We start from the raw sequence: 14,146 nt of genomic DNA, 5'->3' as shown, positions 1-14,146 counted from the left end.
TTAAAGCTTCGGGGCAAGGTGCTCCGGGGGCACTTTAACTATTTTATTTTTATTAGATGTCAACCAACATCATTGCAATCGTAGGCCGTCCGAACGTGGGCAAGTCTACACTTTTTAACCGCCTTGTAGGGCGTCGCCAGGCCATCATGGACAACGAGAGCGGCGTAACCCGCGACCGCAGCTACGGCCACGGCGACTGGATCGGCAAGTACTTCACCGTGATCGACACAGGTGGCTACGTGCACGGATCCGACGATATTTTTGAAGGAGAGATCAACAAACAGGTAGAACTGGCTATTAAAGAGGCCGATGTGATCCTGTTTATGGTAGACGTAGAGGCAGGCGTCACCAGCCTGGACGAAGAATTCGCCAACGTGCTGCGCCGCACCGACAAGCCCATCTATGTAGTGGCCAACAAAGCCGACACCAATGCCCGTGCCCACCAGATGGGGGAGTTTTATGCGTTGGGCCTAGGTATAGACATCTTCCCGGTATCGTCGCAGAGCGGCTCCGGTACAGGTGAACTACTGGACGAGGTGGTGAAGCACTTCAAAACAGATGGTACAGAAGACCCGGATGCAGGTATACCAAGGCTTGCCGTGCTGGGCCGCCCGAACGTGGGTAAGTCCTCTTTTGTGAACATGCTGCTGGGTGTGGAGCGTAACATCGTAACTGACATTGCCGGCACTACCCGCGACGCCATCGACTCGCGCTACAACGCCTTTGGCAAAGAGTTCATCATTGTGGACACGGCCGGTCTGCGCCGCAAAAGCAAAGTGAGCGAAGACATTGAATTCTACTCGGTGATGCGCTCCGTGCGTGCCCTGGAAGATGCCGATGTGTGTATCGTGATGCTGGATGCGACCAGAGGTATAGAGTCGCAGGACGTGAACATTATCTCACTGGCTGAGAAGAACCGCAAGGGCATCGTGATCCTGGTGAACAAGTGGGACATGGTGGAGAAGGATACGCACACCACCAAGGAGTTCGAGGAGAAGATACTCGAGGCGATTGCCCCGATCAAGTACGTGCCGATCATTTTCACATCGGTCGTGACCAAGCAGCGTGTGCACAAGGCTGTTGAGACGGCGATGGAGGTATACGAGCAGAAAACCCGTAAAATCTCCACTTCAAAGCTGAACGATAAAATCCTGCCGGACATCGAGCGCTACCCGCCACCATCCGTGAAGGGCAAGTTCATCAAGATCAAGTACGTGACGCAGCTGCCGACGCACAACCCGACGTTTGCATTTTTCTGCAACCTGCCGCAGTATGTGAAGGAGCCGTATACGCGCTATCTGGAAAACAGCATCCGGAAGCATTTTGGCTTCGAAGGCGTGCCGATCAAAGTGTTGTTTAAGAAAAAATAAAGGCTTCTGTATCAATATATTCAGATATAGAGTTATATTTGAAGCTTCATCCTTAACCAATCACAAAACATTATGAAAAAAGTATTCGGTTTACTATTCGTTGCAGGTCTTTTCACTTTTGCTTCATGCAACAACGCAGAAGAAACTGCAACTGAAGTTGAAACTACTGAAACTGTAGAGACAGTTGAAGTTGAGACTGAAGTAGAGGCAGACACTACTGCTACTATCGAGGAAGACACAACTGCTGTTCAGTAGTCACAAGTACCAGTACTACCGGCCGCAAGGCCTGGCAAAAGAAAAAAGCACTCCCCGGAGTGCTTTTTTTATATATATACCTCAACTAATATGTACAGGATGCGTATTGGCTTTCAAGCTTCGGTGCAGGGTGGTGCCCGTTGCCATAACCAACTGTTTTCCACCATCACATTAAACTTATAAACATGAAAAAGTCAATTTACCTTTTCCTAGCCGCTGGTCTTTTCACTTTCACATTCGCATCTTGCGACTCTCCAGCTGATGAGAGAGCTGACCAGGTAGAAGACGCTGCTGAAGAGCAAGCGGATCAGATTGAAGAAGCCGGTGAGCAAGAAGCCGACCGCATTGAAGACGGCGACACAGCTGTGGTTCAGTAGTCTCACGTGACGTATACACAGCAAAAGAGCGGGCTCACTAAGAGTCCGCTCTTTTGTTTTGGCGTGGTTTACCCTGGTTACGCGCCCAGCCGCTTCTGAATCATGCTGTTTACCAGCGCAAAGAGCCGTTTTGGGGTATAGGTGCGCCAATGCAGCTCATCCAGCGTGCCACCCGTGTTGACGTACGAGTCAATGTTGTAGCTGCGCATCTCGCTGAGCACGAAATCCCGGAAACTGATGGCCGCAATCCAGCCTTCCTCCACATCCTCAAACCACTCTTCGTAGTAGTCGTCTTCGGAGCCGTGGAAGTTGAACACATTCTCGCCGATCAGGATAAAGTGCTTGATGCCTTCCTGCACCAGCGGATCGATGATGTTGCGTTTGAGCTTCATGATGTCGTTGTGGAGCGCATCGTTCCACTCCCCTATAAACTCGATCACGGCAAAACCCAGGTCGTAGTCGGCATACAGGATCTTCAGGAATAGCGTTTCGGAGTCGATGTCGTCCCACTGCGGATGTATGTAGTAGCCATAGATGGTATGGGTGTACTGCAGCAGGCTGTTCTCGGCGCCATACAGCGGAGAGCGTGGGTCTTCGGCAGCTGAGTACAGCTCCAGCCAGTTGTAAAAGGGTTCAATGTCATGCATAAGTTAATCTGTTCTGCGCCTGTGTCAGGTGCTGGCATTTGTCAGTCTACTTTAAGATTATGAACAAAGTTGGCTATATTTAAGGAAGAAATCTCCTGATTAAGTCAACTCCTGTGTGCTGATGCAGGTATAAGCGGGTACAAAATAGCCACTGTGTATGCTAAGGCTTTCCTGCGTACGTTATAACATGGCACGTTCCAACTGAAAACACCACCCATCTTCTATGCAGTTCACATTCAGCCCCAACTTTTTTAAACCCGCGGTTGCTATACTCTTCCTGCTGGCCATGCTGAGCTTTGGTACCCAGGCAGTGGCCAAGGCAGATTATACCAAAGACTACCACCCCCACATCAACAAAGCCGAACGGCTGGTGATGGCGAAAGACTACGAAGGCGCGCTGCAGGTATACCAGCAGGCCTTTGCAGCCGTGCCACAGGGGTTTGCCCGCGACTACTACAATGCGGCCGTGTGCGCCGGGCTCACCGGGCACGGGAAACAAGGTATAAACTATCTGGAGAAGCTCGTTGCAAAAGGAGTGTCGCTGGAATACCTGGAACAGCAGGAGGCGCTCGGCACCCTTAGGGCTCACAAAGGCTGGAAGAAGTTTGTCAAAAAGTACCCGAAGCGCCGCAAAGCGTTCCGGGAGAACACGAACATCGACCTACGTGCCGACCTGGACGAGCTTTGGGCACGGGATCAGTTCTTCCGCCAGGCGAAGGGAGGCTTGCGTGTACATGCCGATACGATCCGGAAGATAGAGGCTGACAACGTGAAAAGACTGCTGGCCTGGGTCAGCAAGCACGGCTATCCGGGAGAGGATTTGATTGGATTGCCGGACACGCTGGAGGTGCTGCCGCGTTTCAGCATCGTGATTCAAAGGCAGACCACTGCCCGCAACGGTTTCGACTTCAAGACTGTGCTTACCCAGGCGGTGCAGGAGGGCAAGCTCGACCCGCATGTTGCGGCCTACCTGATGGACCAGCAGCAGGGCAAGAACCCATACCGGTCCAAAGTGCTGGCCCGCGTCATTTGTAACAAGCCGGAAGACTGCAAGGATGACAAGGAATTCGGGGACCTGTCGAGCCGCTACCTGGTGCAGCGCATGAGCGAGGAGGAAGAGGCAAAGGCGAACGAACTGCGGCAGGAACTTGGGCTGGAACCTGTCGCCGACTACCGCGAGAAGATGCGGTACGCTATAAAAGACGATCGCTTTAAGCTAGGCTACGACTGGGCAGTGATCAACTACAAAGTGCCGAGCAAAGAAGCCGCGAAAGTACTGGTAGAAAGCATGGCCATATTAGACTAGCCATTACCAGGTATACTGTAAAGCAGATCGGCCTGCCAGCGTTTCTTATGCTGGCAGGCCGATCTGCTTTTGTCAGGTATAGGCTCGCTTACGAAAGTTCGCCACCATTGCGGTAGGCCTCGATAGCAGCGCGTACGCTGCCGTACTTTTTGAGCAAAGCAGCAGCCTCTGGTTTTGCCAACTGCAATTCATCCATCAGCATGCGGGTGCCCCGTTCTACCAGCTTCGTGTTGGATAGCTGCATGTCCACCATCTTGTTGCCTCTCACGTGGCCGAGCTGTATCATGGTAGCGGTGGTGAGCATGTTGAGCACGAGTTTCTGGGCGGTGCCGGCCTTCATGCGCGTGCTGCCGGTCACAAATTCCGGCCCGGTGATCACTTCCACGGGGTAGTCAGCGACAGCGGCGACGGGGCTGTTGGCATTGCACACAATGCAGCCGGTAGCTATACCTTGGCGGCGGCAGGCTTCCAGGCCTCCCACCACATAAGGCGTCGCGCCCGACGCGGCTATACCTACCACTATGTCCTTGTTCGTGATATGATGTTCCTGCAGGTCTTTCCAGGCCTGTTTGGTGTCATCCTCTGCAAACTCCACCGCCTTCCGGATAGCACTATCCCCGCCAGCTATAATACCGATGACCATGCCATGCGGCACACCGTAGGTGGGAGGGCATTCCGATGCGTCCAGAATGCCGAGTCGTCCGCTGGTACCCGCCCCGATGTAAAAGAGCCGGCCGCCCTGTCGAAGGCGCTCCACGGTAGCGTTCACCAGGGTTTCTATTTGGGGAATTACCCGCTCAACGGCTATGGGCACACTTTTGTCTTCCTGGTTGATGCAGGTGAGCAGCTCGTGCACGGGCATTTGCTCTAATTTATTGTAAAGAGAGTCGGATTCGGTAGTAGACACTGTGGTGGTAAGTCAAATTTGATTTCAGAAAAATAAGTATACGTATTCTTAGGCATTCTGCATCTTGAGCAGCTCCTGGTGGTACTTGATCAGGCCTTCGCTCGGGCTGGAGATGATGACCCCGATGTGGCAGCCATACTTTTTCGCCACCAGCTTAAGCGTGTCTGCGAAATGAAACGCGATAGACCCGACAAAGTTTACCGGCAGCTCGCCGAAGCCCTCGTACTTGCTTACGTGGCGCTCGAAGAACTCCTCAAAGTTCTCGTAAATCATTTCCTTGATCACCGGATTCTTGCGCTTCTCGTGCATGAACTTGGCAAAAGTCGCCAGGTACTGGCTAGGTATGTCGGAGCCGTAAACCGCATCCAGAATGCCGTTCTTGGTGAGGTTATACCTATTAGTTAGTGAAGTAGCCAGTTCTTCAGGCAGCTCGCGGTACATATAGGCCTTTATGAGCAGCTTGCCCAGGTAGGCGCCGCTTCCTTCGTCCCCCATCAGGAAGCCGAGCGAGGTCACGTTGTCGATGATGTTCTTGCCATCGTAGAGGCAGGAGTTGGAGCCCGTGCCCAGGATACAGGCTATACCTGGCTTGTGACCGCACAGCGCGCGCGCAGCAGCCAGCAGGTCGTGGTCCACGTAGTTGGGCACTCCCGGGAAGGCCCGGCTGAGAGCGTCTTCCACGCGCCTGTTGCGCTCCGGGGAGCTACAACCGGCCCCATAGTAGTAAATGGCGCTGATGTTTCTCTCTTTTAGATGAGGCAGCAGCTCGGTCTCAAAAATGCTGTAGATCTTTTCAGTGTCCAGGTATTGCGGGTTGATGCCAGTGGTGGTTACCTGTTCGTACTCGTTGTCGGCATCAATGGTGCGCCAGTCTGTTTTGGTAGAGCCGCTGTCAGCTATCAGAATCATAGTATTGGTAAATTATAGTTGATCAGGAGCCTGCCGCTATATTGACAAACTCCCTCTGCTTTATTTTCGGTATACTGAGTTTTTGACAAGTCCGATCACGTCAAATTTGTCAAATACATATTCGGTGTGCGGGGCGTCCTTTAGTTCCTCGGTCAGATCCTGTCCGGCCCAGTGTTCGTAGTGGTTGCCGCTCCGCCACAGCCTTGATTTTTTCACGTCGTAGATCAGCCCTTTGTACGCCACCCACACCTCGTCCCGGTCCTGGCCATTGCGCAGGGCGAGCTGTTGCAGGGTATATTCCGGGAGATTTTCTTCCATTTAATGGCAGGCCCTACGGAGCCCGGTTTGCAAATATAGTAATCCTACCCTAGTGATTGGGGCAAACGGAGCAGAATCAGGTTTGTTTCTTTGTTTGGCTCCTGAGTTTTAGCCAATGCGGGCCTGTGTCAGTATCCAGCGGTTGGGCACTTCGCCTTTGATGGCCTGCAGGTAGTCTTCGTAGCTGCAGGGCACAATGCGCGGGCTCTTCTCATCCGACAGGGGCTCCACTTCCATCCACCACTTCTCACTCACTTTGCTTTTAAAGAAGGTCATGCGGTCGGGGGCGTCATGGAAGGCCACGGCGTATTTGGTAAACTTGCCGGAGCTGAACTCTGTTTCGTTCTTGCGGTGGTAGAAGCCCTCGATGAAGTACCAGACCATGGTGGCGATCGTCATGGCCGTCAGTTCCTGCCCGTCCTGCTCCGGATCGTACTCGTAAATTCCGAGCGATGTCATCTGGTCGCTCAGGCCCGCATACCAGCACAGTTGGCAGGCCTCCTCGCCGGTGAGCCCAAAGGGATTGGCTGGGGTATAGCCCGGCGCATCCTGGTGGCGGATGGCGGAGATGTCGAAGGTGAGCAGGTCGGCCTGACGTACAACGGGCTCCATTTCCTGTATCTGGCGATGCACCTCGCCTACGCGGTAGGCCTCAAAATGCAACTTCTCGAAAGTGGCCATCACCTCCGGGTCTACCAGGTAAGACTGGTAGCCAATCTGTCCAAGGCTGAAGAGGTAGTTGGGTTCGTGCATCAGGATCTGGTGCAGTTGTTTCTTATTGGCAGGCACCTCCTGGTCTTCGCTCATGTCCACGCTGCTGTCCACGGTGACCATGTTCACGGCCTGCTCCAGGTGCTCGTAGCCCATGTACTGCCCGTACTCCAAATCATGCGAACCACCAATGATGACAGGGATGGTGTTATGGGAGACGAGGATTTCCACGATCTCTTTCAGGCGCAGGTAGGTGTCGTCGAGTGTTATACCTGCCCGCAGGTTGCCTAAGTCCACTATGTTGCAGCGGCCGGTTCCTTTGTGCAGGCTGTAAAGTTTTTTGCGCACGGCCCGGGCCGGAAACACCTCTGATTCTGTCTCTTCTCCCCGTCCACGGGTTTCATTCACACCGATCAGGGCAATATCGGCAGCGCGCCAGTCCGGGAACTTGCCCGTAAAGCGGCCGATGTAAGCACCGAGCGTGCGCGGCTTGTCGAGCAGCGCAAAGATGTCCTCGTTCAGAGGCTCGAAGAAAATAGAAAGATTCATAAAGCTGTATCAGGAATGTCAAATATAGCAAAAATGCAGCTTTTGCGAGCGGCTTTTAGTTAAGTATAACTTTTTAGTGTAAAAAGTGCTATCAATATAAGGATTGACAAATATTTGTGCAGGCAGGTATAGAAATATCAGAAAAAAATAATTAAAATGCACTATAGAACGCAGGCATGGCCAATGTTGCGCCATCAAGCACACTGCCTTGTACAAACAACTACACTAACCTAAGCAATCACCATGAACGTAACCCGTACGCTTGATTTGCTACCTTTTCAGCTGCAAAACTTGCCTCAGCCCGACTGCCTAGCCACTAAAGTAAACGGACAGTGGATAAAATACAGCACCCAGGAGGTGCAGGACATGGCCAACAAGGTGAGCCTAGGTCTGCTGAAACTAGGTATAGGAAAGAACGACAAAGTAGCCATTATTTCCCTGAACCGTCCGGAGTGGGTGTTCGCTGACTTCGGCATCCAGCAGATTGGCGCCATCAGCGTGCCGATGTACCCGACCATTACCGTGGAGGACTACCGTTACATTTTCAACGATGCGGAGGTGAAGGCGGTGTTTGTGTCTGACGCTGAACTCTACAACAAAGTAGTGGCTGCTACCGAGGGGATGGAGAGTATCAAAGAGATCTATACCTTTGATGAGATACACGGTGCCAGGCACTGGAAAGAAGTAATTAAGATGGCCGAGGGCGAAGACGTGGCGAAGCTGGAGCCATTGAAGGCGGCTGTTTCCCCTGACGATATCCTGACCATTATCTATACATCCGGAACAACCGGCAACCCGAAAGGGGTGATGCTGACGAACAACAACATCATCAGCAACGTAACGGGCACGCTGCCTTACGTGCCGGTGAACCAGCACCACCGTGCGCTGAGCTTCCTGCCGCTTTGCCATATTTTCGAGCGAATGCTGCTATACCTGTACATGCGTATCGGGGTGTCCATCTACTATGCCGAGAGCATCGAGAAAGTGGCCGACAACCTGAAAGAGGTGCAGCCGCATGTGTTCACCACAGTGCCGCGCCTGCTCGAGAAGGTATATGACAAGATCGTGGCCAAAGGGATGGAGCTGACCGGCGTGAAGCGCAAGCTGTTCTTCTGGGCACTGGAGCTCGGTCTGGAGTACGATACCCGCCAGGACAAAGGCTGGTGGTACAACAAGCAGCTCGAGCTGGCCAACAAGCTGATCTTCAGCAAATGGCGCGAGGCGCTGGGCGGCAACATCATTGCGATCGTTTCGGGGGGTGCAGCACTGCAGCCACGCCTGGCGCGTGTGTTCTGGTCGGCCAACATCCGCGTAATGGAAGGCTACGGTTTGACCGAGACATCACCCGTAATCACTGTGAACCGCTTTGAGCCGGAAAACAACGCGATTGGCACCGTTGGTCTGCCGATTGACGGCGTGGAAGTGAAGATTGCCGAAGACGGGGAGATCCTGACGCGTGGACCGCACGTGATGAAGGGCTACTACAAAAAGCCTGACCTGACGGCAGAGGTAATTGATGCCGAAGGTTGGTTCCATACCGGCGACATCGGGGAGCTGGTAGACGGCAAGTATGTGAAGATCACGGACCGCAAAAAAGAAATGTTTAAGACCTCGGGAGGCAAGTACGTGGCACCGCAGCCAATCGAGAACAAGCTGAAGGAGTCGGTGGTGATTGAGCAGGCCATGGTAGTAGGAGCCGGCCAGAAGTATGCCGCCGCGCTTATCGTGCCTTCGTTCCTGGGTCTGCAGGACTGGTGCGCGCACAAAGGAATACCGTATACCACCGATGCTGAAATGATCAAAAAACCAGAGATTCTGGACAAGTATAAGCGTGAGATAGAGAAGGCGAACGAAGGGCTGGCGCAGTACGAGACGATCAAGAAGTTTACGCTCGTGCCGAACATGTGGACCGTGGAGAGCGGCGAGCTGACACCAACCCTGAAGGTGAAGCGCAAGAACATTACGGCCAACTACCAGAAGGAAATCGACAGCATGTATTAGTTGATCTCAAAATAAGCGGTAGACCGTCTAAATAACAAAAAACCCTTTCCCAACCGGAAAGGGTTTTTTGTTTGTAACCATTATTCGGATTATACATAAACTATAGCAAAAGGTACTATAGCATGTAATCCGCTTTTGGTCAAGAAAATGGAAGGGATTAATATTTTTCCTAAAATAGTATGCTTGCATAACATTATTTTATATATTTGGTATAAACACTATGATGCATGAAGCCTGAAGAGACTGTAGATTATAATGTAAAGGTATGTTGGCACGCCATCTCTCGTATGTATAATACAGAGGCTGCCAAAAACGACATTACGACTTCCATAGGATTCGTTCTGCTCAATATTAACCAGGAGACAGGTACCCCCGCCACCAAAATAGCCCCTTTGCTCGGGCTGGAGGCGCGCAGCCTGACCCGCATCCTGAAGAGCATGGAGGAGAAGGGCCTTATCTATAAAGTGTCGGACGACAAGGACAAGCGGCTGGTGCGGATTTTCCTGACCGAAAAAGGGCTCGAGAAGAAAGAGGTGTCGCGCCGAACGGTGCTCCATTTTAACCGCAAGGTACAGGAAACGATACCGCAGGAAGAGTTGAATACCTTTTTTCGGGTGTCGGAGCGCATCATCAGCATGATCGAAAACAAAGAGATTTTCTAACCATAGTAGACCATCAAGCTTTTTCTATGAAAAGAATTATTAAGAAAGTAGCCGTGCTGGGTTCCGGCGTAATGGGCTCCCGCATCGCCTGCCACTTTGCCAACATCGGCGTGCAGGTGCTGCTGCTCGACATCGTGCCGCGCGAGCTCACCCCCGACGAGGAGAAAAAAGGGCTCACGCTGGAGAGCAAGCACGTCCGCAACCGCATTGTGAACACAGCGCTGCAGGCCGCCATCAACTCCAACCCATCGCCCCTCTACCGCAAGTCTGACGCCCGCCTGATCCAAACTGGCAATTTCGAGGACAACATGAAGGAGATCGCCACCGCCGACTGGACCATTGAGGTGGTAGTGGAGAACCTGAAAATCAAGAAGACGGTGTTTGACCAGGTAGAGCAGCACCGCAAGCCGGGCACCCTGATCACTTCCAACACCTCCGGTATACCGATCCATTTGATGCTGGAGGGTCGCTCCGATGACTTTAAGAAACACTTCTGTGGTACGCACTTCTTCAACCCGCCGCGCTACCTCAAATTATTAGAGATTATCCCTACGCCGGAAACGGACCAGGAGGTTGTTGACTTCCTGATGCATTACGGCGACCTATACCTGGGCAAGACCACGGTGCTGGCCAAAGACACGCCGGCCTTTATCGCCAACCGTGTGGGCATCTACGCCATCATGCAGGGCCTGCAGGTGATGAACAAACTCGGTCTGAACGTGGACGAGGTGGACCGCATCTCCGGCCCGATCATCGGCCGTCCGAAGTCCGCCACGTTCCGCACGCTGGATGTGGTGGGCCTGGATACCCTGGCTAACGTGGCCAACGGCTTGTACCAGACCGGCGAAAAAGACGAGTCGCGCGAGCTGTTCAAGCTGCCGGACTACCTGCAGAAAATGGTAGAGAACAAATGGCTGGGCGACAAGACCGGTCAGGGTTTCTACAAAAAGACCAAAGACGCCAAAGGCAAAACCGAGATCCTGACGCTTGACCTGAACACACTGGAGTACGGGCCAAAGCAGCGCGCCAAGTTCCAGAGCCTGGAAGTGCTCAAGCCGATCGAAGACCTGAAGAAGCGCGTGAAAGCTTTTTCGCAGCAGAAAGACAAGGCCGCGCAATTCTTCAACGAGTCGCTTTACGGTCTGTTCCAGTACGTGAGCAACCGTATACCTGAAATCTCAGACGAACTCTACCGCATCGACGACGCCATGCGTGCCGGCTTTGGTTGGGAGCTGGGACCGTTTGAGTACTGGGACGTGCTGGGTGCCCGCGAGGTCCTGCAGCGCATGACCGAAGCCGGTTATGAGCCTGCCGCCTGGGTGGAGGAAATGCTCAACAATGGCAAGGAGTCTTTCTACATTGTGGAGAACGGCAACCGTCGCTACTATGACATCCAAACCAAAGCATACAAGGCTATACCTGGCGCCGAGAACTTCATTATCCTCGATAACCTGCGCAGCAACAAAGTAGTGTGGAAGAACACCGGCGCAACGCTCATCGACTTAGGCGACGGCATCCTGAACGTGGAGTTCCATACGAAGATGAACACCATGGGCGGCGACGTGATCATGGCGCTGAACAAAGGGATCGAGCTTGCCGAGAAAGATTTCCGTGGAATGGTAGTAAGTAACCAGGGGGCCAATTTCTCTGCCGGCGCCAACGTGGGGCTTATTTACATGTATGCGCTGGATCAGGATTATGATGAACTGAACATGATCATCCGGCAGTTCCAGAACACGATGATGCGCATGCGCTACTCGGCTATACCTGTTGTGGGCGCTCCGCACGGCCTTACGCTTGGCGGTGGCTGCGAACTCAACCTGCATGTTGACCACGTGCAGGCAGCTGCCGAAACCTATATGGGCTTGGTAGAGTTTGGCGTAGGTCTTATACCTGGCGGCGGCGGCACCAAAGAAATGACGCTCCGCGCAGCCGAAATGTACGAAGACGGCGACATTGAGTACAACACGCTCAAGAACATCTACCTGAACATCGGTATGGCCAAAGTGTCGACCTCCGCCAAAGAGGCCTTTGACCTCGGCTTTATGCGCCAGGGCGATGGCATTACCCTCAACAGCAACCGCCTGGTAGCGGATGCAAAGGCGCAGGCGATACGCCTGGCCGAGGCAGGGTATACGCAGCCGGCCAAAAAGACCAACATCAAGGTGCAAGGCAAGGGCGCGTTGGGGATGTTCCTGACCGGAGCCAACGCCATGGTGAGCGGGCGCTACATATCGGAGCACGATCAGAAGATTTCGCACAAACTCGCCTACGTGATGTGCGGCGGCGACTTGTCTGCCCCAACCGAGGTGAGCGAGCAATACCTGTTGGATCTGGAGCGTGAAGCTTTCCTGTCGCTGACCGGTGAGCGCAAAACACTCGAGCGCATCCAGAGCATCCTGACCACAGGCAAGCCGCTGAGAAATTAATGTCTAATGAATAATGGGTTATGAATCATGATTGTACTCTTTGGGAGTAATTCTGAGGAATCAACAATCAACCATTTAACAATTTAGCAATTAGAAAATATGAACAACGCATATATCGTAGCCGGATTTCGTAGCGCAGTAGGCAAGGCCGGGCGCGGTGGCTTCCGGTTCACCAGACCCGATGACCTGGCCGCTGACGTCATCAAACATCTTTTGGCTTCTGTACCCGCCCTCGACCCGGAGCGCGTAGACGACCTGATCGTGGGGAACGCTGTGCCGGAAGCCGAACAAGGCTTGCAGATCGGCCGCATGGTCTCGTTGCTGGCTCTGCCCATGTCGGTGTCGGGTATGACCGTGAACCGTTACTGCGGCTCGGGTGTGGAGACCATCGCCATTGCCAGCAACCGCATCGCGGCAGGTATGGCCGACTGCATCATCGCGGGCGGTACCGAGTCGATGTCGATGGTACCGACGGCCGGTTGGAAGACTGTGCCGAACTACAACATTGCCAAGCACAACCCGGACTGGTACCTGAGCATGGGCCTCACAGCGGAGGCAGTAGCTGCCGACTACAGTGTGACGCGCGAAGACCAGGATGAGTTCGCCTTTAACTCGCATCAGAAAGCGATCAACGCCATTAAGAACGGCTACTTCAAAGACCAGATCGTGCCAATCACGATAGAGGAAACCTATGTGGACGAGAACGGCAAGAAGAAGACGCGCTCTTATGTGGTCGACACGGACGAAGGTCCTCGCGCCGATACTTCGATGGAAGCGCTTGCGCGCCTGAAGCCAGTGTTCGCGGCAGGCGGCACGGTGACGGCCGGTAACTCTTCGCAGACTTCTGACGGTGCCGCCTTTGTGGTTGTGATGAGCGAGCGCATGGTGAAGGAGCTGAATCTGGAGCCGATTGCCAGGCTGGTAAGCTACGGCACCGGCGGCGTGGATCCGCGCATCATGGGTATGGGCCCGATCGCAGCCGTTCCGAAAGCCTTGAAGCAAGCGGGTATGACGCTCAACGACATCGACCTGATCGAGATGAACGAAGCCTTTGCAGCCCAGTCCATCGCCGTGATGCGTCACCTCGAGTTCGATCCGGCCAAGCTCAACATCAACGGCGGAGCCATCGCCCTCGGTCACCCACTAGGTTGCTCCGGCGCCAAGCTGAGCGTGCAGCTCTTCAGCGACCTGCGCCGCACCGGTGGCAAGCACGGCATTGTGACGGCCTGTGTGGGCGGAGGTCAGGGCGTAGCGGGCATTTTTGAGCTACTAAAGTAGCCTGACAAAAGACTATTTGACAAAGGACAAAAGATGAAGCATAATTTCAGGGAACTTAAAGTATGGCAGGAAGCCATAGCTGTTGCAAAAGCAGTTTATGTTCACTCCAGACAGTTTCCTGATTACGAGAAGTATGGTTTAACGAGTCAGGTTAATCGTGCTGTTGTTTCCATCGCTTCGAATATTGCCGAGGGCTCTGCCCGAAGCTCGAACAAAGACTTTCGGAATTTTCTGGGTATAGCGTTAGGCTCAGCCTATGAAGTAGAAACACAGTTAATACTGGCGAAAGAATTTGGCTACTTGTCCGAAGATAGTCTTGATAATTTGCTCAAGTTGCTCCACAGCCTGGAGAAGAAGATTAGTAATCTGCAAAGTCGACTTAATGATTAAATATTAATGGATAAAAAGTCCTTTGTCCTTTGTCACA

14 protein-coding genes are annotated in these 14,146 nt (G+C 53.2%); 9 read left to right on the top strand and 5 right to left on the bottom strand.

Annotation, left to right across the window (positions count from 1 at the left end; translation table 11 throughout):
- The first annotated feature begins 56 nt into the window (after positions 1–56).
- The 3 genes from der to IEV97_RS19300 all read left to right on the top strand — a co-directional run bounded on the left by der (position 57) and on the right by IEV97_RS19300 (position 2,002).
- Positions 57–1,370: a ribosome biogenesis GTPase Der gene (der, locus tag IEV97_RS19310; RefSeq protein WP_188503136.1), complete on the top strand. Its 1,314-nt coding sequence runs from the start codon at positions 57–59 to the stop codon at positions 1,368–1,370.
- A 72-nt stretch (positions 1,371–1,442) separates the two neighbouring features.
- A complete protein-coding gene (locus IEV97_RS19305) occupies positions 1,443–1,625 on the top strand; it encodes a hypothetical protein (RefSeq protein ID WP_188503135.1) in 183 nt (60 codons plus the stop codon).
- Between the two features lie 185 nt (positions 1,626–1,810).
- Positions 1,811–2,002, top strand: coding sequence for a hypothetical protein (locus tag IEV97_RS19300; RefSeq protein ID WP_188503134.1), 192 nt, complete (start codon positions 1,811–1,813; stop codon positions 2,000–2,002).
- Positions 2,003–2,079: 77 nt separating this feature from the next.
- Here IEV97_RS19300 and IEV97_RS19295 read toward each other — a convergent pair whose 3' ends face one another.
- Positions 2,080–2,649 carry a hypothetical protein gene (locus tag IEV97_RS19295; RefSeq protein ID WP_188503133.1) on the bottom strand — a complete coding sequence of 190 codons (570 nt, stop codon included), beginning with the start codon at positions 2,647–2,649 and terminating at the stop codon, positions 2,080–2,082.
- Positions 2,650–2,872: 223 nt separating this feature from the next.
- Here IEV97_RS19295 and IEV97_RS19290 point away from each other — a divergent pair, with 223 nt between their 5' ends.
- The gene (locus IEV97_RS19290) at positions 2,873–3,955 is read left to right on the top strand and encodes a hypothetical protein (RefSeq protein WP_188503132.1); all 1,083 of its coding nucleotides are present in this window, start codon (positions 2,873–2,875) and stop codon (positions 3,953–3,955) included.
- A gap of 88 nt (positions 3,956–4,043) precedes the next feature.
- On the opposite strand, the gene murQ is transcribed toward IEV97_RS19290, so the two are convergent.
- From murQ to IEV97_RS19270, 4 genes are all read right to left on the bottom strand, one after another.
- Complete coding sequence (gene murQ, locus IEV97_RS19285) at positions 4,044–4,862, bottom strand: N-acetylmuramic acid 6-phosphate etherase (RefSeq protein WP_262890309.1); 819 nt, start codon at positions 4,860–4,862, stop codon at positions 4,044–4,046.
- A gap of 48 nt (positions 4,863–4,910) precedes the next feature.
- The gene (locus tag IEV97_RS19280) at positions 4,911–5,771 is read right to left on the bottom strand and encodes a hypothetical protein (RefSeq protein ID WP_188503131.1); all 861 of its coding nucleotides are present in this window, start codon (positions 5,769–5,771) and stop codon (positions 4,911–4,913) included.
- A gap of 60 nt (positions 5,772–5,831) precedes the next feature.
- Positions 5,832–6,089 (bottom strand): cytochrome b5 domain-containing protein, encoded by a 258-nt coding sequence (locus IEV97_RS19275; RefSeq protein WP_188503130.1) that lies wholly within the window; start codon positions 6,087–6,089, stop codon positions 5,832–5,834.
- A 108-nt stretch (positions 6,090–6,197) separates the two neighbouring features.
- Entirely contained in the window at positions 6,198–7,349 is a 1,152-nt protein-coding gene (locus IEV97_RS19270; RefSeq protein WP_188503129.1) for a formimidoylglutamase, read from the bottom strand.
- Between the two features lie 243 nt (positions 7,350–7,592).
- Here IEV97_RS19270 and IEV97_RS19265 point away from each other — a divergent pair, with 243 nt between their 5' ends.
- The 5 genes from IEV97_RS19265 to IEV97_RS19245 all read left to right on the top strand — a co-directional run bounded on the left by IEV97_RS19265 (position 7,593) and on the right by IEV97_RS19245 (position 14,109).
- Positions 7,593–9,350, top strand: a complete 1,758-nt coding sequence (locus IEV97_RS19265; protein ID WP_188503128.1) for an AMP-dependent synthetase/ligase — start codon at positions 7,593–7,595, stop codon at positions 9,348–9,350.
- Positions 9,351–9,577: 227 nt separating this feature from the next.
- Positions 9,578–10,012: a MarR family winged helix-turn-helix transcriptional regulator gene (locus IEV97_RS19260; protein ID WP_188503127.1), complete on the top strand. Its 435-nt coding sequence runs from the start codon at positions 9,578–9,580 to the stop codon at positions 10,010–10,012.
- Positions 10,013–10,038: 26 nt separating this feature from the next.
- Positions 10,039–12,441: a 3-hydroxyacyl-CoA dehydrogenase/enoyl-CoA hydratase family protein gene (locus IEV97_RS19255; RefSeq protein WP_188503126.1), complete on the top strand. Its 2,403-nt coding sequence runs from the start codon at positions 10,039–10,041 to the stop codon at positions 12,439–12,441.
- A gap of 99 nt (positions 12,442–12,540) precedes the next feature.
- Positions 12,541–13,719 carry a thiolase family protein gene (locus IEV97_RS19250; protein ID WP_188503125.1) on the top strand — a complete coding sequence of 393 codons (1,179 nt, stop codon included), beginning with the start codon at positions 12,541–12,543 and terminating at the stop codon, positions 13,717–13,719.
- Positions 13,720–13,752: 33 nt separating this feature from the next.
- Positions 13,753–14,109, top strand: a complete 357-nt coding sequence (locus IEV97_RS19245; RefSeq protein WP_188503124.1) for a four helix bundle protein — start codon at positions 13,753–13,755, stop codon at positions 14,107–14,109.
- The last annotated feature ends 37 nt before the right edge of the window (positions 14,110–14,146 follow it).

The sequence above is a fragment of the Pontibacter amylolyticus genome (assembly GCF_014638845.1).
GTDB classification, from domain to species: domain Bacteria; phylum Bacteroidota; class Bacteroidia; order Cytophagales; family Hymenobacteraceae; genus Pontibacter; species Pontibacter amylolyticus.
This window is presented reverse-complemented; position numbering and strand designations above follow the sequence as displayed.

Excerpts from the sequence above, each read along its gene's own strand:
- der (WP_188503136.1), top strand. The coding sequence starts at position 57 with ATGTCAACCAACATCATTGCAATCGTAGGCCGTCCGAACGTGGGCAAG.
- IEV97_RS19305 (WP_188503135.1), top strand. The coding sequence starts at position 1,443 with ATGAAAAAAGTATTCGGTTTACTATTCGTTGCAGGTCTTTTCACTTTT.
- IEV97_RS19300 (WP_188503134.1), top strand. The coding sequence starts at position 1,811 with ATGAAAAAGTCAATTTACCTTTTCCTAGCCGCTGGTCTTTTCACTTTC.
- IEV97_RS19295 (WP_188503133.1), bottom strand. The coding sequence starts at position 2,649 with ATGCATGACATTGAACCCTTTTACAACTGGCTGGAGCTGTACTCAGCT.
- IEV97_RS19290 (WP_188503132.1), top strand. The coding sequence starts at position 2,873 with ATGCAGTTCACATTCAGCCCCAACTTTTTTAAACCCGCGGTTGCTATA.
- IEV97_RS19280 (WP_188503131.1), bottom strand. The coding sequence starts at position 5,771 with ATGATTCTGATAGCTGACAGCGGCTCTACCAAAACAGACTGGCGCACC.
- IEV97_RS19275 (WP_188503130.1), bottom strand. The coding sequence starts at position 6,089 with ATGGAAGAAAATCTCCCGGAATATACCCTGCAACAGCTCGCCCTGCGC.
- IEV97_RS19270 (WP_188503129.1), bottom strand. The coding sequence starts at position 7,349 with ATGAATCTTTCTATTTTCTTCGAGCCTCTGAACGAGGACATCTTTGCG.
- IEV97_RS19265 (WP_188503128.1), top strand. The coding sequence starts at position 7,593 with ATGAACGTAACCCGTACGCTTGATTTGCTACCTTTTCAGCTGCAAAAC.
- IEV97_RS19260 (WP_188503127.1), top strand. The coding sequence starts at position 9,578 with ATGAAGCCTGAAGAGACTGTAGATTATAATGTAAAGGTATGTTGGCAC.
- IEV97_RS19255 (WP_188503126.1), top strand. The coding sequence starts at position 10,039 with ATGAAAAGAATTATTAAGAAAGTAGCCGTGCTGGGTTCCGGCGTAATG.
- IEV97_RS19250 (WP_188503125.1), top strand. The coding sequence starts at position 12,541 with ATGAACAACGCATATATCGTAGCCGGATTTCGTAGCGCAGTAGGCAAG.
- IEV97_RS19245 (WP_188503124.1), top strand. The coding sequence starts at position 13,753 with ATGAAGCATAATTTCAGGGAACTTAAAGTATGGCAGGAAGCCATAGCT.